Annotated in this window: 19 protein-coding genes; 15 read left to right on the forward strand and 4 right to left on the reverse strand. The window is 74.2% G+C overall.

Annotated elements, in window-relative coordinates; translation table 11 throughout:
• The first annotated feature begins 43 nt into the window (after window positions 1-43).
• The 12 genes from V1L54_RS25665 (at window position 44) to V1L54_RS25720 (ending at window position 13,250) form a co-directional block, all read left to right on the forward strand.
• Window positions 44-304: an acyl carrier protein gene (locus tag V1L54_RS25665; protein WP_330120508.1), complete on the forward strand. Its 261-nt coding sequence runs from the start codon at window positions 44-46 to the stop codon at window positions 302-304.
• Window positions 301-1,461, forward strand: coding sequence for an acyl-CoA dehydrogenase family protein (locus V1L54_RS25670; RefSeq protein ID WP_330120509.1), 1,161 nt, complete (start codon window positions 301-303; stop codon window positions 1,459-1,461). Before V1L54_RS25665 ends, V1L54_RS25670 begins: the two co-directional genes overlap by 4 nt.
• A 34-nt stretch (window positions 1,462-1,495) precedes the next feature.
• A complete protein-coding gene (locus V1L54_RS25675) occupies window positions 1,496-2,467 on the forward strand; it encodes a hypothetical protein (RefSeq protein ID WP_330120510.1) in 972 nt (323 codons plus the stop codon).
• Entirely contained in the window at window positions 2,464-4,080 is a 1,617-nt protein-coding gene (locus tag V1L54_RS25680) for an amino acid adenylation domain-containing protein (RefSeq protein ID WP_330120511.1), read from the forward strand. Before V1L54_RS25675 ends, V1L54_RS25680 begins: the two co-directional genes overlap by 4 nt.
• Window positions 4,081-4,090: 10 nt before the next feature.
• On the forward strand, window positions 4,091-5,284 hold the full coding sequence (locus V1L54_RS25685) for a 3-dehydroquinate synthase family protein (protein ID WP_330120512.1): 1,194 nt from the start codon (window positions 4,091-4,093) through the stop codon (window positions 5,282-5,284).
• Entirely contained in the window at window positions 5,260-5,511 is a 252-nt protein-coding gene (locus V1L54_RS25690; protein WP_330120513.1) for an acyl carrier protein, read from the forward strand. Before V1L54_RS25685 ends, V1L54_RS25690 begins: the two co-directional genes overlap by 25 nt.
• Window positions 5,512-5,709: 198 nt before the next feature.
• Window positions 5,710-6,774: a LysR family transcriptional regulator gene (locus V1L54_RS25695; protein ID WP_330120514.1), complete on the forward strand. Its 1,065-nt coding sequence runs from the start codon at window positions 5,710-5,712 to the stop codon at window positions 6,772-6,774.
• A gap of 171 nt (window positions 6,775-6,945) precedes the next feature.
• Entirely contained in the window at window positions 6,946-8,319 is a 1,374-nt protein-coding gene (locus V1L54_RS25700; RefSeq protein WP_330120515.1) for a DegT/DnrJ/EryC1/StrS family aminotransferase, read from the forward strand.
• Window positions 8,312-9,412 carry a glycosyltransferase family 2 protein gene (locus tag V1L54_RS25705; protein ID WP_330120516.1) on the forward strand — a complete coding sequence of 367 codons (1,101 nt, stop codon included), beginning with the start codon at window positions 8,312-8,314 and terminating at the stop codon, window positions 9,410-9,412. The genes V1L54_RS25700 and V1L54_RS25705 overlap by 8 nt, the downstream gene beginning before the upstream one ends.
• Window positions 9,409-10,929, forward strand: coding sequence for a condensation domain-containing protein (locus tag V1L54_RS25710; RefSeq protein WP_330120517.1), 1,521 nt, complete (start codon window positions 9,409-9,411; stop codon window positions 10,927-10,929). Before V1L54_RS25705 ends, V1L54_RS25710 begins: the two co-directional genes overlap by 4 nt.
• A gap of 6 nt (window positions 10,930-10,935) precedes the next feature.
• A complete protein-coding gene (locus V1L54_RS25715; RefSeq protein ID WP_330120518.1) occupies window positions 10,936-11,682 on the forward strand; it encodes a 4'-phosphopantetheinyl transferase family protein in 747 nt (248 codons plus the stop codon).
• Window positions 11,679-13,250: an amino acid adenylation domain-containing protein gene (locus V1L54_RS25720; protein WP_330120519.1), complete on the forward strand. Its 1,572-nt coding sequence runs from the start codon at window positions 11,679-11,681 to the stop codon at window positions 13,248-13,250. Before V1L54_RS25715 ends, V1L54_RS25720 begins: the two co-directional genes overlap by 4 nt.
• Before the next feature lie 96 nt (window positions 13,251-13,346).
• Here the strand turns inward: V1L54_RS25720 and V1L54_RS25725 are convergent, their stop codons facing one another.
• Window positions 13,347-14,543, reverse strand: a complete 1,197-nt coding sequence (locus V1L54_RS25725; RefSeq protein WP_330120563.1) for an MFS transporter — start codon at window positions 14,541-14,543, stop codon at window positions 13,347-13,349.
• Window positions 14,540-16,486, reverse strand: a complete 1,947-nt coding sequence (locus V1L54_RS25730; RefSeq protein ID WP_330120520.1) for an AfsR/SARP family transcriptional regulator — start codon at window positions 16,484-16,486, stop codon at window positions 14,540-14,542. The genes V1L54_RS25725 and V1L54_RS25730 overlap by 4 nt, the downstream gene beginning before the upstream one ends.
• Window positions 16,487-16,879: 393 nt before the next feature.
• On the opposite strand from V1L54_RS25730, the gene V1L54_RS25735 reads away from it, so the two are divergent.
• From V1L54_RS25735 to V1L54_RS25745, 3 genes are all read left to right on the forward strand, one after another.
• The gene (locus V1L54_RS25735; RefSeq protein WP_330120521.1) at window positions 16,880-17,452 is read left to right on the forward strand and encodes a flavin reductase family protein; all 573 of its coding nucleotides are present in this window, start codon (window positions 16,880-16,882) and stop codon (window positions 17,450-17,452) included.
• Window positions 17,391-18,605 carry a phytanoyl-CoA dioxygenase family protein gene (locus V1L54_RS25740; protein WP_330120522.1) on the forward strand — a complete coding sequence of 405 codons (1,215 nt, stop codon included), beginning with the start codon at window positions 17,391-17,393 and terminating at the stop codon, window positions 18,603-18,605. The genes V1L54_RS25735 and V1L54_RS25740 overlap by 62 nt, the downstream gene beginning before the upstream one ends.
• A 418-nt stretch (window positions 18,606-19,023) precedes the next feature.
• Window positions 19,024-19,719 (forward strand): TetR/AcrR family transcriptional regulator, encoded by a 696-nt coding sequence (locus V1L54_RS25745; protein WP_330120564.1) that lies wholly within the window; start codon window positions 19,024-19,026, stop codon window positions 19,717-19,719.
• Here V1L54_RS25745 and V1L54_RS25750 read toward each other — a convergent pair whose 3' ends face one another.
• Window positions 19,720-20,184, reverse strand: coding sequence for a MaoC family dehydratase (locus V1L54_RS25750; RefSeq protein ID WP_330120523.1), 465 nt, complete (start codon window positions 20,182-20,184; stop codon window positions 19,720-19,722).
• Between the two features lie 279 nt (window positions 20,185-20,463).
• Window positions 20,464-20,970 carry a hypothetical protein gene (locus V1L54_RS25755; RefSeq protein WP_330120524.1) on the reverse strand — a complete coding sequence of 169 codons (507 nt, stop codon included), beginning with the start codon at window positions 20,968-20,970 and terminating at the stop codon, window positions 20,464-20,466.
• Between the last annotated feature and the right edge of the window lie 24 nt (window positions 20,971-20,994).

Genomic DNA, 20,994 nt, shown 5'->3' on the forward strand with positions numbered 1-20,994 from the left:
CCGCGCAGACCGCAGAAGCCGCCTCTGGGAGGGACTCATCCCCGTGGACCCGAAATTCGTCGAACTGGTCGGTTCCCACCTGCAATTCCTCAACGACCGGCCGCTCACCGCCGACTCACCGCTGCGCGACCTCGGCCTGGACTCCATGAGGTCGATCGACCTGCTGTTCGCCATCGAGGACGTCCTCGGGGTCTCCCTGCCCGACGAGGACCTCAACGACGCCACGTTTGCCACCGCGGGAAGCCTGTGGCGGGCCGTGAGCGCCGCCCGCTCCGCGACCGGTACCGCCCCGGAGACCGCGTGAGCACGGCGGCCGGAAACGGCGTGCGGCCGACCCCTCCGGCGGCGGACCCGGGCCGGGAGGAGTTCGCGGGGGCCCTGGCGGACGTGCTCGGCGCCCTCCCGCGGGACGCGGACGGTCGGCGGGTGTGGGCCGCGCTGGGGTCGGCCGGGCTGCTCCGCGGGGTCTACCGGGCCGGTGATCCGGCGGCGGGAGTGGTACCGGCCCGGCTCGGCGCGCTGCTCGCCGCGGCGGACGCGCACGTCGGCATCGGCTCGACCCTGGCGTCCTGCGTCCAGCTGGCCACCGCCGTACCCCTGCTGGCCGCGGTGCGCGGACCGGGCCCGGTGGGGAGGACGGCCGGGGCCGCTCTCGACGGCGCCCGCACCGTGGCACTCGCCGCGACGGACGAGTCGCCCGGGTGCGACCTCGCCGCGCTGGGCACGCGGGTGAGCCTGGGGGACACCGAGGTGGAGGTCGACGGGGTCAAGCGGTGGATCACCAACGCGACCTGGTGCGAGTACGCCCTGGTGCTCGCCAGGCACCGGCCGGGCCGCCACTTCACCAGCTTCACCTGGGTGCTCGTCCCGGCGGACGCGCCGGGCGTCACCGTCGAGCGGGCCGACACCGACCTGTTCGACGGCTCCGGCACCGGCCACCTCCGGCTGGAGCGGGTCCGGCTGCCGCGCGCCCACCTCGTTGGACGTCCCGGGATGGGCCTGGCCGGCTTCGCCGCGCACATCGCGGTCGAACGGCTGGCGGGCGCGCTGTGGGGAACCGCGCTGTGCGGACGGGTGCTGGCGGACACCAAACGGCGTCTGATGGCCCGGCCGGTGGGCGACGGCTCGCTGTGGCACCTGGAGAGCGTCCGGCAGCGCTTCGCCGCCTGCCTGGTGCAGGTGCGGCAGCTGCACGCGCTCACCGGGGAGCTGGCCGACCGCGTCGCCACGCGGCACGACACCACGGCGGCGGCCCTCCTGAAGAGCAGCGCCGCCGCCACGGTGGAACGGGTGCTCACCGAGTGCGCCCACCTCCAGGGCGCCGAGGGCTTCGCCGTCACGGGGGCGCAGCGGCTGCGGGCACAGGCGGCGCTGTTCGGCATCGGTGGCGGCACCACGGAGGTCGTGCTGTCCGTGGTGGGCGACGCGGCCGACTCCGTCCTGGCGGAACTGGCGATCTGATTCCCGACAGGGACCACCCCGAAAGGAGTCCCCCATGGCCGCGACACGGCACGGCGGCGTCCCGGAACTGAGCTGCTACACCACCAGTCTCGTCGCCTACCTGGACCGGGAGGCGCCGGGCGCCGCCCGGCGCCTGGCCCACGCGGTACGGCTTGCGGTGCGGACCGACCTGCCCGGCGGCCGCCTCGCCTTCACCCACCACCGGCGGATCGACCGGACCGGGGACGGCCGGGAGCTCGGCTACCGCGGCGCCGCCCGGTGGCGGACGGCGCGTGCGGAGCTGGCCCGCGAGCTGGCCGCCCGGGGAGCCGTCCTGGCCGTCGGGAACACCCGTTTCCTGCCCTGGTCGCCGCAGTACGGCCGGGCCGACGTGTCCCACTGGTTGCTGCTGGAGGACCACCGGGAGGGCCGCTGGCTGCTGACGGACCACTTCGACGCCCTGCTCCCGCAGGGCCGGCACCGGCCGTACCGCGGCCGGCTGACCGACGCGGAGCTGCGCGCCGCGCTCAACCCGCCGGCCGGGATCCGGCCCGAGGTGGAGCTGCGCGACGCGCACGCGCTCGGTGTGCCCGTCCCGGTGCCGCCCGCCACCCGCTACCGGTGGCTGGTGCGGCAGGACCGCGCCCCCGCGGCGCCGGTGCCGGGCAGCTGGCTGGACGAGCCGTGCGAGGTCCTGGCGTTCCTGGCGGACCGGCTGACGGACACGTCCGCGCTGGCCGCGCACACCGACGACCTGTGGGCCGCGGCCCGGCACCAGCGGCACCGCATCACCGTCCTGACCGGAGCCGGCCTGCTGCCGGCGGCGGCCGGGCGGGCGGCGTCGGCGAGCTGGGCGGAGCTGCCGCGGGCGTTGCGGTTCGCCGCCATGTCGGCGGAGCGCGGTCGGGCCAGGCCGGAGGTGGTGGCCCGGGCGCTCCACGAGGTGGGCGGGGCGATGTCGCGGCTGTCCTCGCGCCCCGGCGCGAGGACAGCCGCGACCACGCACGACGGGAGGGGCCCCCGGTGAACACGGACGAGCACGGCGCGGCCCCGCCGCACCCCGCCGGCGAGCGCATGCACGAGTTCCTGCTGGCCGCGGCGGCCGTCGTGCCCGGCAACCCGGCGGTCGTCGAGTACGCCGGGCGCGGCGACGTCCGCACGGTCACCTACCGGCAGCTGGCGGAATGTGCCGACGAGTACGCCGGTGCCCTGGCGGAGGCGGGCGTCGGGGTCGGTGACTGCGTGCTCCTGGAGTCGGACACCTCCTCGTCGGCCATCGCGATGCTGGCGGCCTGCTCCTCGCTGGGCGCCGTCTTCGTGCCCGTCAGCCCCGAGACGCCCCCACCGCGGCTGCGGTGGATCGCGCGGACCACGGAGCCGGTGCTGTTCCTGCGGGCGCACGACACGGGGCCGGGGCGGATCCCGCCGGAGGCGTCCGGCACCGGACGGTTCGGCCCGGACGGCGTGGAGCTGGACCGGGCACCGGCACCGCGCGAGGACCGCGGCTGGCGCCGGGGGGTCGAGACCGATCCCGCCTACGTCATCTTCACCTCCGGCACCACCGGCCGGCCCAAGGGCGTGGTGATGAGCCACCGCGCGGTCGTGTCGTTCTATCGCGGCATGGCGGCGTGCGGCATCGTCGGCGGCTCCGACCGGGTCGCCACGACCTCCCCGCTGCAGTTCGACTTCTCCCTGCTGGACATCGGCCTCGCGCTGGGCAGCGGAGCGGCCGTCGTACCGGTGCCGCGCACCCTGCTGCGCTGGCCCCGGCGCTTCGCGGCCGTGCTGCGGGAGACCGGCGCGACCCAGGTCAACGGCGTGCCCTCGATCTGGCGCCAGACACTCCGGAGGGAGCCGGAACTGCTGAGCGGCCTGGACCGGGTGCGCGGCGTGCTGTTCTGCGGGGAGGAGTTCCCGCCGCACGAGCTGCGGAGGCTGCAGGAGCTCCTCCCCGGCGCCCGGATGATCAACTGCTACGGGAGCACGGAATCGATGGCGGCCTCGTTCGCGGAGGTCCCCCGCCCGCTGCCGGAGGACCTGGAGAGGCTGTCGATCGGTACAGCGCACGCCGGGGCGGAACTGATGATCGTCGACGGGGACGGACGCGCCGTCGACGAGCCCGGGGTGCCCGGTGAGCTCCTCCTGCGCGGCCCCACCCTGTTCACCGGCTACTGGAACGATCCGCGGGCCACCGAGGCGGCCCTGGTGCCCGACCCCGTGAACCCGCGTACCGGGCAGCGGGTGCTGCGCACCGGAGACCTCGCCCACCGGGACGAGCACGGGCGGTTCTACTTCCGCGGACGCGCCGACTCCCAGGTCCAGATCCGCGGCAACCGGGTGGAGCTCGGTGAGATCGAGCACCGGCTCAGGGACTTCCCCGGTGTGGCCGGCGCCGCCGCGGTCGTGGTGGAGGAGCCGGACACCGACCCTCTACTGGCCGCCTTCGTCCTTCCGGAACCGGGAGAGCGGGGTCCCGACAGCACGGAGGTGATCGCCTTCTGCCGGACGGCGCTGCCGGAATACATGGTTCCTCAGCGGCTCCGAGTGGTCAGCGAGCTGCCCATCACCGAGAACGGGAAGGTCGACCGCGGAGAACTGGCGGCGCGGTGCCGCGGCGGACGGCCGACGACGGAAAGGTAGACAACGAATGATGCTCGAACGACACATACCGCTGGACGGCCACGAGACCCCCTATCTGTACGGCGTGGACTGCGGCACCGCCCTGGCCGAGGCGCTGGCGGCGAGGACCGGTTCCGCGGACTCCGTCCTCCTGGTCGCCGACCGCAAGGTGGCCGCACACACGGCACCGCTCGCCCGGCAGCTGTCGCACCATGTCAAGGTCGAGACGTTCGGGATCGACGCGTCCGAGACGAACAAGACGATGTCCCTGGTCCAGGGCGTCGCCGAGAGCGCGATCAGCCGGGGCGTCAACCGCAGTTCCCTCGTCATCGGCATGGGCGGGGGAATGGTGGGCAACGTCGCCGGGCTCACCGCGGCGCTGCTGTTCCGCGGGACCGGACTGATCCACCTGCCTACCACACCGGTGGCGGCCTTCGACTCGGTGGTGTCGGTCAAACAGGCCGTCAACCTGCGCGGTGGCAAGAACCTGTGCGGCACCTACTACGCCCCCTCGCTCATCGCCTGCGATCTGCGCTGGCTGTCGACGGTCCCTCACGAGGAACTGTTCACCGGGCTGTCGGAGATGGCCAAGAACGTGCTGGCGGTCCTGCCCGGAGAGGAGGAGACGCTGCGCGGCGCGCTGTCCGCGCTCCCCGGGGAGCGGATCGGTCCGCTGCTCCAGCTCTTCGACATAGGCGTCACCGCCAAGGAGCCCTTCCTGCGCCAGGATCCCAGGGAGCGCCGGGAGGCCCTGATATTCGAGTACGGCCACACCGTCGGCCACGCGCTGGAGTTCATCTCCGGCGGGTCCATGAAGCACGGCGAGGCAGTCGCGTGGGGAATGCTGGTGGCCGCCGAGGTCAGCCACAGCCTGGGGATACTCGGCGGCGAGGATCTGCGCAGCCACTACCGGATCGTCGACTGGCTGCGGCTGCCCGACCCGCGCACCAGGCTCGGCCGCTTCGACCGGGCGGAGCTGCGCGCGAAGCTGGCCACCGACAACAAGCGGGGCTACATACCCTGCGGTCGCGACGAGGTGGCGATGGTGCTCCTGGAGTCGCTCGGTGGCCCGCTGGCCGGGGAGAGCGGATACCCGCTGGTTCCCGTCCCGCAGGAGACGGTGATGGCGGCCCTGGAGACCGTGACCGAACACAGCTGGACGGAATGCGGCGGAACGATCGGGGAGAGGGAGGACGCGCGGTGGAAGACGTCGAACTTGTTGTGAGGACCGTGCTCGCGGACGTGCTCGGCAACGGGGTCGAGGCCGCCGACATCCACCGGGACAGGGACATGGAGGACTACGGCCTCGACTCGCTCAAGGGGGTTTCCCTGCTGCTCGGCATCGAGGACGCCCTGGGCGTGGAGCTGCGGCCCGAACTGCTGGAGACGCGGCCGTGCACCGTGCGGACCGTCTGCGAGCACCTGCTGTCCCTGCCCAGCCGCGGTACCTGACCCGCCCGCGCCCGGCCACTCCGGCTCCCGGCCCGCCGGGCCGGCCCGGCGGGCGGTTGTGCCCCGTGTATGACACGGGTGTATGCCCCGCGTATGACAGCTGTATGGCGGCCTGTGAGGTTTGTCCGTGGAGGCGGGACGCGGCAGGCGCCCCGCACGTGATGTCGCGTGCCATCCGTGGCACGGGGGAGGTGCACCGTGGACACGCCCCAGCTCGAAGCGTTCCTCGCCGTCGTCGACATCGGAAGCTTCACCAGGGCCGCGGCCAGACTGGGACTGTCCCAGCCCACGGTGACCAACCGCATCAAGGCGCTGGAGCAGGCGCTGGGCACCGTGCTGCTGAAGCGGCTGCCCGGCGGGGTCACCCCCACACCCGCCGGCGGGGAACTGCTTCCCTACGCCCGCGAGATCGTCTCGCTCACCAACCGGGCCCGCTGTCTGGTCGAGTCGGGAGGGCAACTGCGCGGACGGGTCGACGTGGGCACCCCCGAGAGCCTGGCCAACCACCGGCTGCTGCCCCTGATCGAGTACGTGTACCTGCGCTATCCCGGGATCGAGATCTCGATGCGCTCCCCGGCGGACGGGGACGTGGTCGCCCAGGTGCGCGCGGGCCGGTTCGACTGCGCGTTCTTCGTGGACCGCCTCCGCGGCCCCGAGGACGCGGAGGCCGACGTGGAGACGGAGGTCCTGTGTCCCGAGCCGCTCGTCCTCGTCGCCGGCCGCGACCACCCGCTCGCGGACCGCACCATGGTCACCGACGAGGACCTGCGCGGCGCGACGCTCGTCCGCTCGGACAACGGCGCCGGGTGCCACCTCGGCCTTGAGAGGCTCCTGGCCTCCTCCCGGGGCAGGGAGCCGGAGAGGCTGAGGGTCTTCGAACTGGACTCGGCCGACGCCGCCAGGCGGAGCGTCGCCAACGGCATCGGCGTGGCCCTGGTGCCGCGGGTCGCCGTCGAGGCCGAACTCGCCAGCGGCGAGCTGCGCCAGGTCGACTGGTCGCCGCCGTTCGAGACGTTCACCCAGGTCGTCCGGCGCCGGAACACCCTGCCCAACCCGGCGCTCGACGCCTTGGTGGAGGCGGCGGCCCAGGTGGTGGAGGAGCAACTGGCGGACTGTCTCCCCGCCCTGCCCGTGCCCGGAGCGGACGCGTCGGGCACGGTCGGAACCCGCCCTTCCCGGCCGTGTCGGCCGACCGCCGGCCACCACGGCTCCCGGCCGTGCGCCGGGGGCCGTACGCCCCCGGCGCGCGCAGCCGTCCCGTAGCACGCGCGGTGGGCGGGCCGGTGCCGTGGCGCACCGGGGGAGCCCTGCGCGCCACATGTACGGAGCACGTACGGCCCCTGTATAGGGGCGGGAAAGCCTCGGGGGGACACGCGGAGGGGCCGGCCACCGGCTCGTGCCGCACATCAGGAGGACCCGACGGGAGGAGGACTCATGGCCATGACACGGCTCCGGACGGCTCGCCTCGCCATCGACGGCGGACCACCGGTGCGCGAGCCGCACACGCCGTGGCCGACCTGGCCGCAGCCGGCCGATGGCGCGGCGGAGGAACTGACAGCCGTACTGCACAGCGGCAGGTGGGCCATCAGCAGCCCCCGCCGCGGAGAGCTGGCCGAGCGCCGGTTCGCGGCGATGTTCGCCGAGTACACCGGCACGCGGCACTGCGTACCCACCGACCACGGATCCAGCGCCCTGGTGATCGCGTTGGAGTCGCTCGGCCTTCCCCACGGGGAGTACGTGATCGTGCCCGCCCTGACCTGGACCGCGACCGCCACGGCGGTGTTCCGGGCCGGACTGGTGCCGGTGCTCGCCGACGTCGACCCGTGGACCGGCTGCCTGCATCCGGACACCCTGGACCCCGATGTGGACGCACGCGCGCTCATCGCCGTCCACTGGGCCTGTGCGATGGCCGACGTACCGGCGCTCTCGGCGGCCGTCGCGCCCCGGGGGGTCACCGTCGTCGAGGACGCCGCACAGGCGCACGGCGCGCGGTGGCAGGGCCGGCCCGCGGGCTCCCTGGGGAGGCTGGGCTGCTTCAGCATGCAGCACAGCAAGGTCCTCACCTCGGGGGAGGGCGGCGCCGTGGTCACCGACGACGACACCCTGGCGCCCGTACTGGAGGAACTGCGCGCGGACTCCCGGCGCTACGGCCCGCACCGGCGCGAGAGGGTTCTCGAACTGGCGGAGACGGCCTCGATGATGGGGTCGAACTTCTGCCTGGGGGAGTTCGCCGCGGCCCTGCTGTGCGCCCAGCTCGGCCTGCTGGACCGCCAGCACGCCGTCCGGAACCGCAACTACGAGCGGTTGTCCGGGCTGCTGGCCGGGATACCGGGCGTACGGCTCCTGCGCCGCCCGCCGGCCCAGGACCGGCTCTCCATGTACGAGGTGCCGATCGTCTTCGACCCGCTGCCGCCGGCCGCGGACAACACCTGGGTGGCCCACGCGCTCAGCGCGGAACTCGGCACCCGCGTCTACACTCCGCGCACGCCGCTGCCGCGCAGCCCGCTGCTGCGCCCGTGGACCAAACCGGCCATAGCGCCGTTGTCGGAGCGGTTCACCGAGGTCCACCGCGGCCGCACCTACCCCGGGGCCGAGTACCTGGCCGGCCACGCCGTCCTGCTGCACCACAGCGCCTTCCTGGGGGACGGGCAGGACATGGACGACATCGCGAACGCCGTGGCCAAGGTCGCGGCGGGACCCCGGCCGTGCGGCGCGCGCACACACCGCACGGCGGACACGGACGGTACGGACCGCGCGGCCTCCGTGGCCTCCGTGGCCCCCGAGGCGGAGACGGACGGACATGACTGACACGACGACGGACACCGCGGACGCCGCGGGCACCCCCCGCGGACAGACCCGCAGGGGCATATCCGTGGTGGTTCCGGTGAAGGGCAGGGTCGAGCTCATGGGCAGGCTGCTGGAGAGTCTCGCCACAGCGGTCTCCCGCTGCACCGAACCGGCCGAGGTCATCGTGGTGGACGACTCGCCGCAGCCCGAGGCGGACCGCCACCGGGAGAACTGCCGCCGCCACGGGGCCAGGTATGTCGAGGGGCCGGCGCACGTCGGTACCAAGCGCAACTTCGGCACCCGGCTCGCACAGTACGACCTCGTGTGCTTCGTCGACTCCGACTGCCGGGCGGACCCCGAACTCCTCGACCGGCACGTCAAGGCGCTGCGCGACGCCCCGCCGCAGGTGGCCGCCATCGCGGGACCGGGCATCCTGGCAGAGGGGGACACCGCGGTGTTCCGCGTCATGCGGCGGTCGTGGCTGCTCAACGGCCACCACGAGGACCCCGTCCGGTACGAACGGCTCACCAGCGGCGCGACCTGCAACCTCGCCGTGCGGCGCGAGGTGTTCGAGAAGGTCGGCGGCTTCCCGGAGGACTCCCCCCACCCGACCGGCGGCGAGGACATCGAGCTGGGCCTCCGGCTGACCGCCGGCGGCTACGTCACCGCCTGTGAGGCCGGGGCCGTGGTGCTGCACGACAGCGTCGGCACCGACACCCTGGGGGCTGTCTGCCGGCGGCTGCTGAGCTACGGGCTCTCCGAGCAGTGGCTGAGCGTGACCCATCCGGAGCGGCGGCGCTTCATGCTCAACAAGATCAGTGTGGTTGCCGCCGCCTCCCTGGCCGCCCTCGCCGCACGGCGCCGCTCCCGCGGGCGCAGCCTGCTCGCCGTGCCCGCGGTGGCGGGCCTCCTGCTCGCCCGCCAGGTAGGGCCGCTGCTGGGAGACGACCGGACGCCGCGCGCGCTGGCCGACTCCGTCGCCTGCGCCCTCCTGGAGTGGCTCTTCGACGCCGGAGCGGTGGCCGGGGCCGTCAGGTACCGCAGTCCCGCCCTGCTCTTCGGCGGTTTCGAGTGGCCCGACGACAGCACCTACCTGCGGAGCGAGGAGAAGTGACACACCACGCAGCGACACACCACGCAGCGACACACCGGGCGGCGGCGCGGGGCGGGGCGGGGGCGGCGTACACGCGGCCGGGCCGCGCCGAGGAGCGGCTGCCGCTGGCACCCGGCCAGGAGACGCTGTGGGAGCTGATGAGGGGACTGGCCCCGCATGACCCCGGCGCCGCGCTGATGCCGGTGGTGGACTTCCGCCGGCTGGACGGCGAGGTGGATCCGGCGGTCCTGGAACAGGCTCTGCGGGACGTGACGCTCCGCCACCACGTCCTCCGTACGGTGTTCGAGACCACCGGTGACGAGCCGCTGCTGAGCGTCCGCCCGGACACGGAGCCCTCCTTCGCCCTCGTGGACCTCTCCGGGCTGCCCGCCCGGGAACGGGACCGGCGGCTCGCCGCCCTGGTGCACGGCGAGCAGTTCGCCGCCTTCGACCTCCGCTCCGGCCCGCTGTGGCGGGTGCGCCTGGTGCGCACGGCGCCGCGCGAGCACCTTCTGACGGTCGGCTTCTTCCATGTCGTCTCCGACGGCTGGGCCTGCCGGGTGTTCGTGGAGGACCTGCTGCACGCCTACCGGGTGCGGCTCGGGCGGGCCGCCCCGCAGGAGCCGCTGGACGTCTCGTTCCGGGATGTCGCCTCCTGGCAGCGGGCGGCCCTCCCCGAGGACGGCACGCGCGACGACTACTGGCGGCGGCACCTTCTGCCGCTCCCGCCCGAACCGGTCTTCCCCGCGCTCGGCACCCCGCGCGGTCCGGACCTGACCGCCGAGGTCGCCCATCGGTTCACCTTCGACGACGGGAGTGTCCGGGCGATGCGGACGGTGGCCTGGCGCGCCAAGAGCACGGCGTTCCTGTCCCTGATGGCCGCCTACCACGTGCTGATGTGCCGCCTCACCGGGCAGAACCGGCTGATCGGCGGCACCACCACGCTGGGTCGTGCCACTCCCGCCTCCCGGCAGGTGATCGGCCAGTTCACCAACAACGTCTACCTGGAACTGCGGGCCGGCCCCGGCGACTGCTTCCTGGACGTGATCCGGGCGGTGCACACGACGATGGCGGAGGCCGTCGCCCACAACAGCTCGTTCAACCGCGTCGCGCGTGCGGTGCGCCCGGACTTCGACGCGCACCGGCCGTGGCCGTTCGTCTGGCTGTTCCACTACTGGTTCCAGTCGGCCGCGCCCGCCGCACCCGTCCTGGAGTACCCGGAGCTGAGCGTCCGGCAGGTGTCGCCCCGGGGGGAGGAAGCCCTGGGGGACGGCCCGCCGCTGCTGGCGCTGGGGGACGTCGCGGAGGAGCTGCTGCCGGTGTGGGCCCAGCGCGGTGTGCCGGGGATCGTCCTCGACGACGACCGCCGGGGCGGGGTGATGGTCTACAACCGCGACCTGTACGACGGCGCGCTGGTCGCGGATGTCGTGGCGGAGTACCGGTCGGTGGTCGCGGCGCTCCTCGCCGCCCCGGACCGACCGGTCCGGGAGGTGCTCCCCGCCCGGCGTCCCGTCCTTCCGGCCCCGGCCGGGGAGTGAGGACCGGTGCTCCCGGCCGCCGCGGACCTCAGCCTGACGGTCCGGCCCGGCGGGAACCTGCGGGCCGTGGACCACGCCGGCGGAGTGCACCTGGCCGTGGCCCGCGCCGCCGCGCTCGTCCGGGTGCCCCCCTTCCCGGCCGACCGCCGCGCCGCCGGGCACCTGCCCGCCTGGCGCGCCGAGCGGTACCTGGCCGCCCGCGCCCTGCTGCGGAGCCTGCTGGCGGAGGCGGTGGGCGCGGACACGGCGCGGGAGCCGCTGGCCGCCCGCCCGGGCGGCCGGCCGTACCTGCCCGGCAGCCCCGGCACGGCCGTCAGCCTGTCGGGATCCGAGGGGTGGGTCGCCGCGGCGGTGCTCCACGCCCCGGGGGGTGCCCGCGCCGTCGTCGGCGTCGACGTCCAGTCGCCCTACCGGCCCAGCGCCGGACTGGTGCGGCGGTGCTGCCGGGGAGAGGCACCCGGGCTGCTGGCGTCGCTGCCGGAATCCGTCCGGGCCCGGGAGTTCGCCTGGATCTGGACGGTTCAGGAGGCGTGCGTCAAAGCGGAGGGCACCGGGCTGGCCGGCCGCCCCTGGACGGTGCCGGTCGCCCCGGGCGCACGCCACGGGCAGTGGCGGGGGCTGTGCTGGCGGTCGTTGCGGGCCGTCTCACCCGTGCCGCTCTCCTACGCCCGTGGCCCTGCCGGTCCCGCGCCCGCCGCCGACCGCCCGGTGCCTCACCGTTCCACCCCAGACGCGAAGGGAGACCTCCCATGACCCGGGTCCTCACCCCGGACGGCACGCTGTACACCTGGTTCAGCCGTACCGCACGGCGCCTCCCCGGCGCGCCGGCCCTGGAGGCCGCCGGCCACACGATGACCTACGAGGAGCTGCACCGGCTCGCGGAACGGACGGCCACCGCCCTGGTCCGGGCCGCGGGCGGCCGTCCGGCGTCCGTCGGGCTGCTCGCCTCCCGGAGCCCGGCCGCGTACGCCGGCTATCTGGCCGCCCTGCGGCTGGGGGCGGCGGTCGTGCCGCTCAACCCCGCCTTCCCCGCCGCGCGGAACACCGTCGTCGCGCGGGCCGCGGCGGTGGAGGCGGTGGTGTCGGACGACGCGGGCGCGCCGTACGCGCAGGACGTGGCCGACGCCGCCGGGGCCGCCGCCGTCCGGCTGGCGGACACCGGTCCCGGCGGCCCGCTCGCCGGACTGCCGGCGGATCCCTGGAGCGAGCCCTACCGCGGGCGGCCGGAGGACATCGCCTACATCCTGTTCACCTCGGGCTCGACCGGTGAGCCCAAGGGCGTCCCCATCCGGCACCGCAACCTCGGCGGCTATCTGGCCTCCCGGGCCGAACGCTACCGGGTCGGACCCGGCAGCCGACTCTCCCAGACCTTCGACCTGACCTTTGATCCCTCGGTCTTCGACATGTTCACCGCCTGGACGGCGGGGGCCGCACTGGTGGTGCCCCGGCGGGAGGAGATCCTGCGTCCGGCGGAGTTCGTCACCTCCCGCCGTATCACCCACTGGTTCTCCGTCCCCTCGGTGATCTCCCTCGCCCGTCGGCTGCGCGCCCTCCCTCCGGGAGGCATGCCCGGTCTGCGCCACAGCCTGTTCGCCGGGGAACAGCTCACCCTCGACCAGGCAGCCGCCTGGGCACAGGCGGCCCCCGGCAGCACCGTGGAGAACCTGTACGGGCCCACGGAACTGACCGTCACCTGCACCGGATACCGGCTGCCGGCCGTCCCCCGGGACTGGCCGTGCACCTCCAACGGCACCGTGCCGATCGGCCGCCCGCACCCCGGTCTGGAGGCCGTCCTGCTCACCGCGGAGGGGACCGGGGGCACCGAGGGCGAGCTGTGCGTCCGCGGCCCGCAGCGCTTCGACGGCTACCTCGACCCCCGGCACAACAGCGGAGCCTTCGTGCGGCTGGCCGCGGGCCGCGCCACCGCCGTGACGGACGCGCCCGGCCCGGAGTGTCACTACCGCACCGGGGACCGGGTGCGGTACGAGGACGGTGAGCTGACGCACCTCGGGCGGCTCGACGACCAGGTGAAGATCCGCGGGCACCGGGTCGAGCTGGGCGAGATCGAGGCGGTGCTCCGCCGGCATCCGCGGGTGAGGGAGGCGGTCGTGCTGGCGGTCCCCGGCCGCGGCGAGACCGGGCTGCACGCGTTCTACGTGGCCGACGGGGCGGAGGAGCCCGACCTGTCCGACTGGGTGGCCGCCGCGCTGCCGCCCTACATGGTCCCCGAGCGGTTCTCCTCCGTCACCGGCTTCCCGGTGAACGCGAACGGCAAGACGGACCGCCGCCTGCTGGCGCGGATGGCGTCCGGGGTCCCCTGACCGGAGGACCGGGCGAGCGGGACACCCGTACCGCCCGCACCCCACGAGAGAGGGTGCGGGCGGTACGGCGTGCCCGGGCCGCGGCCGGGCACGGTCTCACGGAGTGGAGACGCGGCCGGACAGCGCCACGGCGCCCAGTGCCGCGACCACGAGGGTGACCAGCGCGATCCGCAGGCTCAGCAGGCCGGCGACGGCACCGATGACGGGAGGTGCCAGCAGGAAGCCGGGCCACTGCCCGATGACGGTCACCGAAACGCCCTCCCCGGAGGAGAGGCCGGGCTGCTTGCCGGCGAGCCCGAAGACCGTGGGGGTCATGCAGGCGATGCCGGCGCCGACGACGGCGAAGCCGGCCATCGCCGCGACGGGGTGCGGCCAAGTCACGGTGATGCCCGCGCCGAGCGCAGCGGTCAGCGCGGACAGTCGCAGCAGGCGCCGGTGGCCCAGACGCAGGGCCAGCCGGTCGCCCAGGAGGCGGGCCGTGGCGATGGTGACGGTGAAACCGGTGTAGGTGGCCGCGGCCAGGGCGGCGCCGGCGCCGAGGGAGTCGGCGGCGTAGATGGCGCTCCACTGGCCTGCGGCGCCCTCGATGAAGGAGGAGAGGAAGGCGATGGAACCCAGCAGGACGAGCTGCGGGGTGAACCTGTTGCGCAGCCGCTTGCGCAGGGGGGTCCGGTCGCGGATGCGGGTGACCTCGTCGGGCAGCGACCTGCCGGCCACTGCCAGCAGGGTGCCCAGGAGCACGCTGGTGGCGGCCAGCTGGAGATTGGGCGGGACGCCGAGGGCGGCGGCCAGCGTGCCCAGCAGACCGCCGCCGAGCAGGCCGAAGCTGAAGCAGGCGTGGAAGGTGGACAGCAGCGGCCGGCCGTACCGGCGTTCGACCTCGATGGCCTGGGCGTTCATGGGGGTAGAGAGCAGACTCGCGGCGAAACCCCAGGTCAGCAGGCCGACGACGAGCGCGACGGTGGTCGATGAGCTGGCCAGCAGAGGCGCGTTGAGCAGGATCAGGGCGGCGCCCACCAGGCTGAGCAGGCGGATGCTGACCCGTCCGATGAGGAGGGTCACCACCACGAGGGCCACCAGGTCGCCGGCGGTGGACGCGGTGTTGGCCACGCCCCAGGCGGCGTCACCCAGGCCGACCGTGCGCTTGATCTCGGGGATGCGCGCGGACCAGCCGCCCATGGTCGACCCCATGATGACGAAGACCAGGGAGACGGCCAGCCGGGCCCGCACCGCCCCCCGGGAGGGGGATGGCGCGGTGGCGCCGTCCCCTTCCCGCATGCCGGGCGGGCTCACCAAGACTGCCTCCCGGAGTCGGCACCGGCCCGGTCGGCCGGGCGACTGCGGTTCACGGGGCGGTTCATGACAGCGCCGTGGTGGGAAGGGCGCTGGTCTCCCGACCCTCCGGAGACGCGCGCGTAGGCGCGACACAACCTCGGCATCCGGTGGCCTCCCCGGGGGGACGCCTCCGCCAGGGGAACGAGGAAGTGGTGCCGGACCAGCTCCTCCAGAACGCGGTCGGCGACCGGCTCCGACAGGGCGAGCCGGTCGCGGAGCGTGCGAAGGGTGACCGTCGGAGGGCCGTCGGCGGCCAGTCGCCGGAAGACCGAGCGCGTCACCGGGTCGAGCGTGCGGTAGCTCTGCGCGATCCGTGGGGAGACGGACAGGTCGCCCAGCGTCAGTTCGTCCAGCCGGCCCGGCTCGTTCTCCAGCCGCCGTGCCATGGCCGCCAGCGGGGAGGTGGGCTGGGCCGCCAGCCTGCCTCCGGCAATCCGCAGCGCCAGGGGCAGCCGCTCGCACGCCTCGGCGATCCTGGCGGCCGCGCCGGGCTCGGCCTCCACCCTGGCCCGGCCGACCAGGTCGGCCAGCAACTGCAGGGACTGGCCGTTGCTCAAGGGGGACAAACACAGCCGCCGGTCGACATCGAGGTCGACCAGCGGGGGGCGGCTGGTGACCAGGACGGCGCAGCGTCCGGCGCCGGGGATGAGCGGACGGACCTGCGCGGCGTCGGCCACGTCGTCCAGCACGACGAGTATGCGCCGTCCGGCGATCACCGCCCGGTACAGCGCCTCCCGTTGGTAGTCGCCGGACGGGATGGCCTGCTGCGGCACGCCCAGGGCGCCGAGCAGTTCCACCATCACCTCGCCGGTCCGGCGCGGTGTGCCGGTCATCGCGCCGAAGGTGGCGAAGAGCTGGGCGTCGGGAAACAGCTGGCGCATCCCGTAGGCCGCGGCCACCGCGGTGGCCGTCTTGCCCACGCCGACCGGGCCGGAGACGGCGACGACGGCCACGCTGGCCTGGTCGTCGACGGAGGCGCTCTGCCGCTCGCCCAGTCGGCGCAGTTCGTCCAGCACGTCCTCGCGTCCGACCAGCGTCGGTAGCCGGGGCGGCAGGTCGCAGGAGGCCCGGACGGGCTGTGCCGCCGGGGGGAGAGGCGTGCCCGGGACGGCGCCGGGGGCGGCGCGGTGCGGCGGAGCCGGAGGCGCGGAGTCCAGGGACCGGCCCTCGAGGACGGCGGAGTGGAGCCGCCTCAGCTCCGCTCCGGGCTCGACGGCGATCTCGTCCACCAGGACCCGGCGGGCCTGCTGGTAGGCCGCCAGTGCCTCGGCGGTCCGCCCGGCACTGCCCAGCGCCGTCATGAGCTGGGCCCAGGTGTGTTCGCACAGGGGGCGCCGGGCAGCCGTCTCGCGGAGCATGGGGATCACCTGCTCGTGCCGTCCGAGGGCCAGCTGGGCATCGATCCAGGCCGAGGTGGCGGACCAGTGCTCCTCCTCCAGGCAGGCCAGCATCGCCGCGACCGACTGGCCGAACTCCAGCCCCTCCGCCGGCCGTCCCCGCCAGGTCCGCACGGCGCGGCCGAAGCACTCGGCGGCGCCGTGGTGGTCGCCGTGCCGCATGACGCGGTGCCCGGCGGTGACGAGGGCGCGGAAGTTGAACAGGTCCAGCTCCCCGGCTCCCACGGTCAGCCGGTAGCCGCCCGGATGACTGGTCAGCCGGTCCTCGGCGTCGTCGAAGAGCTGGAGTTGGCGCCGTAATTCATAGACGTAGGTACGGATGTTCGCCAGTGCCGAGTTGGGCTGTCCGTCGGGCCACACCGCCTGGGTGAGGCTCCCCACGGGAACCACCCGGCCGGCATGGAGAAGCAGAGTCGTGAGGAGCGCCCGGCGGCGGCTGCCCCGGATGGGCAGTAACCGGCCGGCCCCCCGTACTTCCAACGAACCTAGCACCCGGAATTCCATGGTTCTCCCTTGAAAGATCACCCATCTGGGGCCGAGGCGACTGTGAGGGACGGAGACGGCGGGTGGACCCTGCGGGTCCGGGGCGCGCCGCGTCCGCTGTGGACGGCGGATGGGAGCGGATGAGGTCACGAAGCGGGTCCTCCGTATATCCGGGTGGAATCCGTTCAAACGGCCTTCTCCCCGCCCGGTGGGCGGGCCGGCGGGAATCCGGGAGTCGGAGCCTCGGCGCCGGGCGCGGACGTGTATGGGCCGCGTAGCCCGCGTGTATCTCCCCGGGCCAGGCTTGGTGACCGGACCCGGAAGAACCGGCGGTCCGGGGTCCGCCTCCGGAGGGGCGGACCGATCTGTCCAGGTAGGCGGTGGACCGAGGTCCCGCACCCGGAAGGGTTCCAGATGGCTGTCTCCATCAGTTCCTTCACCGAGGCCATGAGCAGGGTGCCCGCTCCGGTGACGGTCGCCACGACCGTCACACCGGACGGCCGCTCGTGGGGGTTCACCGCGAGCTCCTTCTGCTCACTGTCCCTGCGGCCGCCGCTGATCCTGCTCTGTCTGGCGAAGGAGGCGGAGTCACACCTCGCCTTCACCCGGGCCGGTTCCTTCCTGATCAACGTGCTGGCCGCGGAACACGCCCCGGTGGCCCTCCACTTCGCCCGGCGCAGCCACCGCAAAGTGGCCACCAGCGGTTTCGTCCCCTGCGAGAAGGGGCTTCCGGGGCTGCCGGAGGCGACCGCACGGGTCGCCTGCTCCACCCACAGCGTGGTGGCGGGCGGCGATCACAGCATCATCGTCGGCCTGGTCGAGAGCACGTACGTCAGTGACCGGATCCCCCTGTCCTACTGCGACCGGGCGTTCGCCCGGCCGACCCCCCTCGGACCCGACGACGCCGGGCCCCGAAAGGAGCACGATGACCCTCACAGTCAAGGGACCGCAGACCTGGCTCGGCGAGACCGACTGCGATCTCGCTGACTTCCGCGCGCACGTCGGGCGGACCACCGTCCCGGCGGACTGCCCCACCGCAGCCGACATCGTGCGGAACGTCCCCCTGTACGACGCCGAGCACCTCTGCCGGCTGGCGGCCGACCCCCGGGGCAGGCGCGCGGTCCAGGCGGAACTCGCCCGGGTCCTGCTGGACGGTCCGGGCATCGTGGTGTTCAAACGGGCCTACCCCGACCCCTCGGTCCTCGACCGGGCCGGCGCGGTGTTCGACGCGCTGATCGAGGAGGAGCGGGCGGCGGGTACGGCACGCGGCGACCACTACGCGCAGCCCGGCACCAACGACCGGGTGTGGAACGCGGTGGAGAAGCTGGCCGTACGCGCCCCGGAGGTCTTCACCGAGTACCACGCCGACGAGATGACCGCGCTCGTCTGCGAGGCCTGGCTCGGGCCCGGCTACCAGCTCACCTCCCAGGTCAACGTCGTCAACCCGGGGGCCCTGGCGCAGTGTGTCCACCGCGACTACCACTTCGGCTTCCTGACCGACGAGCACGCCGCGGCCTTCCCCGCCCACATGCACAGGGCGGCGCCCGTCCTGACCCTCCAGGGCGCGGTGGCGCACTGCGACATGCCCGTCGAGACCGGTCCGACGATGTACCTGCCGCACTCCCAGACCTACGAACCCGGTTATCTGGCCTGGCGGCGGCCCGAGTTCCGCGCCTACTTCGAGGAGCACCACGTACAACTGCCGCTGGACAAGGGCGACGCCGTCTTCTTCAGCCCGGCTCTCTTCCACGCGGCCGGGCACAACAGCACCGCGGACGTGCGGCGCATGGCGAACCTGCTGCAGATCTCCTCGCCGTTCGGCCGTTCGATGGAGACCGTGGACCGCGAGCGGATGGTGAACGCCGTGTTCCCGGTGCTGCTGCGGCGCAGGGCCGAGGGCGCTCCCGAGCGGTGGCTGCGGAACGTGGTGGCCGCCTGCGCCGAGGGGTACTCCTTCCCCACCAACCTGGATCTGGACGCCCCGGTCGGCGGGCTGGCCCCGCCCGCCCCGGCCGAACTGGTCTGGCGGGCCCTGGAGCGCGGAGCCTCCCCCGGGGAACTGCGCCGGGAACTGCGGGCCGCGGCCGAACGGCGGCTCAGCCGGGGGCAGGTGACGGACGCCGGGGGTGCCACGCCCTGAGACGGCCGCCCGGGATCCGGGACTCCGGGGGCAGCCCTCCGCGCACCGTTCCCCGCCCCGGCCGGGCCGGGCGGCCCGTCGACGAGTGCGAAGGCCCGTCTCGAAGGCGCCCTCGCCGATCCGCTCCCGGCTGGGCGGGGGTACGTGGCGCGCCACGGACCACGCCCTCGAGGGCTCGTCCGGTGTCCGCCACTCGGTAACCGGTGATGCCGGTTTAGATGCCGGTTCAACAGGCGTGGATCTGGAACTGTCCGGGGAACGGGCCGCCGTACGGCGGGTGGCCGAGGAGTTCGCCGACCGGGGTCTCCGCCTTCCCGGCTGCCCCGGGACCTCCCGGGGCACCGCCTCCGCCGCTAAGCGGCTGCTCAGCAATCGATGTATGGTGTTCGACCGGTCGACTGAGCGCGGCGAGGTGCGGATGACAGGGGATGCGGAGCCCGGGGCCGTGGACGAGTCCCCGGGCGGTGCGGCGGACGGCGGCCCGGACGACTCCTGGGCGGAGGTGTCTCCCGAGGCGGCCCGCCGGCTGCTGCTGGCGGCGGTGGAGGCGTTCGCCGAACGCGGTTTCCACGCCACCACGACCCGGGACATCGCCTCCCGTGCGGGGATGAGCCCGGCGGCGCTCTACATCCACTACCGCACCAAGGAGGAGCTGCTCTACCAGATCAGCCGGGTCGGCCACGAACGCTCGGTCCGCATCCTGACCGAGGCCGACGACAGCGTCGCGGGCGCCCCCGGCCGGCTCGCGGCGGCGGTGCGCGCCTTCGTGCGCTGGCACGCAGAGCGCCACACCACGGCCCGGGTGGTGCAGTACGAACTGGGCGCGCTCGCCGAGGACCACTACGCGGAGATCGTCGCCCTGCGGCGGCGCAGCGAGGAGATCCTGCGCGGCATCCTGGCCGACGGTGTGGCCACCGGGGAGTTCACGGTCGAGGACATCCGGGGCACGGCGCTGGCGGTGCTCTCACTCTGCGTCGACGTGGCCCGCTGGTTCCGCTCCGGCGGCCCCCGCACCCCCGAGGAGATCGGCGAGCTCTACGCCGGCCTCGTGCTGCGGATGGTCGGTTCCCCGGCCGCCCCGGAGAGCGGGACGGCCGCGGGCGGCCGCGGATAGTCAGCGGTAGTAGCGGACGATGCTCTCCGCGGCGCACACCGGCTTTCCGCCGCCCTCGCGCTCGACCGTCACGCCCGCCGTGAGCTGGACGCAGTCCTCGGCCACCGCGGTGACCTCCGCGATCCGGGCGGTGGCGCGCACCCGTGAGCCGACCGGCACGGGGGCGGGGAAGCGGACCTTGTTGAGGCCGTAGTTGACGCCCATGCGCACCCCTTCCACCCGGAGCAGCTGCGGTACCAGCACCGGCAGCAGCGAGAGGGTCAGATAGCCGTGCGCGATGGTGGTGCCGAACGGTCCGGCGGCGGCCTTCTCCGGGTCGACGTGGATCCACTGGTGGTCGCCCGTCGCGTCCGCGAACAGGTCGATCCGCCGCTGGTCGATCTCCAGCCAGTCGCTGGTGCCCAGCTGCTCGCCGACCGCCGCCCGCAGTTCGCCGACCGACGTGAAAACCCGGGGCTCCGCCATCAGGGCTCGCCTCCCCAACCTCGTGACCGTGACACCGTTCGCGACCAAGCGCTTGCTCAGCATGCTGGGGAGGGGCGGCACTGTCAACGGAAGACACCTTCGGCCGGGGTTCGGGGACATCCGTACGGCGCACGGCGTGCGACGGCGGGTTCCCGGTGCCGTGCGGGAACCCGCCGTGCCGCCCCGTGACCGCTCCGTTCCGTCGTGTCCCGCCACGGCCCGCAGGCTCCGTGGCCGGTCCCGGGAGGGCCCGTGTCCGCCGGCCGCGCCCGTGCGCCGTCAGTGGCTGACGGCCACCCTTCCGGCCGGGCGCCGCCCGGCCGCCTCGTGCGCGGCCCGCGCCGCCGCACAGCGCGCCTCGCGTGCCTCCGCCTCGCGCACCAGGCGGCGCAGCACCTCCGCCAGCGGCGCGGGCGGAGCGGCCTCGGGGTTCTTGACGGGCAGCAGCTGACGGCCTCCCCAGCTGCGACGGTGCCAGTCGTCGGCTCCCGGCGGCTGCCGGATGCCGTCGTACTTCTGCCGCCTCCGCCGCAGGGCGAAGGCACGTTCGTATGCCAGCCACACCTCCCTGGCCTCCTCCAGCTCCTCCAGGGCGGCCACCAGCCGTTCCGGATCGGGACGGCGGTCGTCCGGAGAGATGCCCGCGCGGGCGCACAGATGGTGCCAGGTGGCACGGTGCCCGTACGGCGCGAATCGCTCCAGACACTTGCGCAGTGCCTGACGGCGCTGGGAAGGATCTCTGTCAGGATCACGTACCTGTTCGGCAAGGGCATTGAAACCGGCCAACGCGTACCACCTCCGACGGAGTCG

Source organism: Streptomyces rubellus, from assembly GCF_036323805.1.
In the GTDB taxonomy this organism is placed as follows: domain Bacteria; phylum Actinomycetota; class Actinomycetes; order Streptomycetales; family Streptomycetaceae; genus Streptomyces.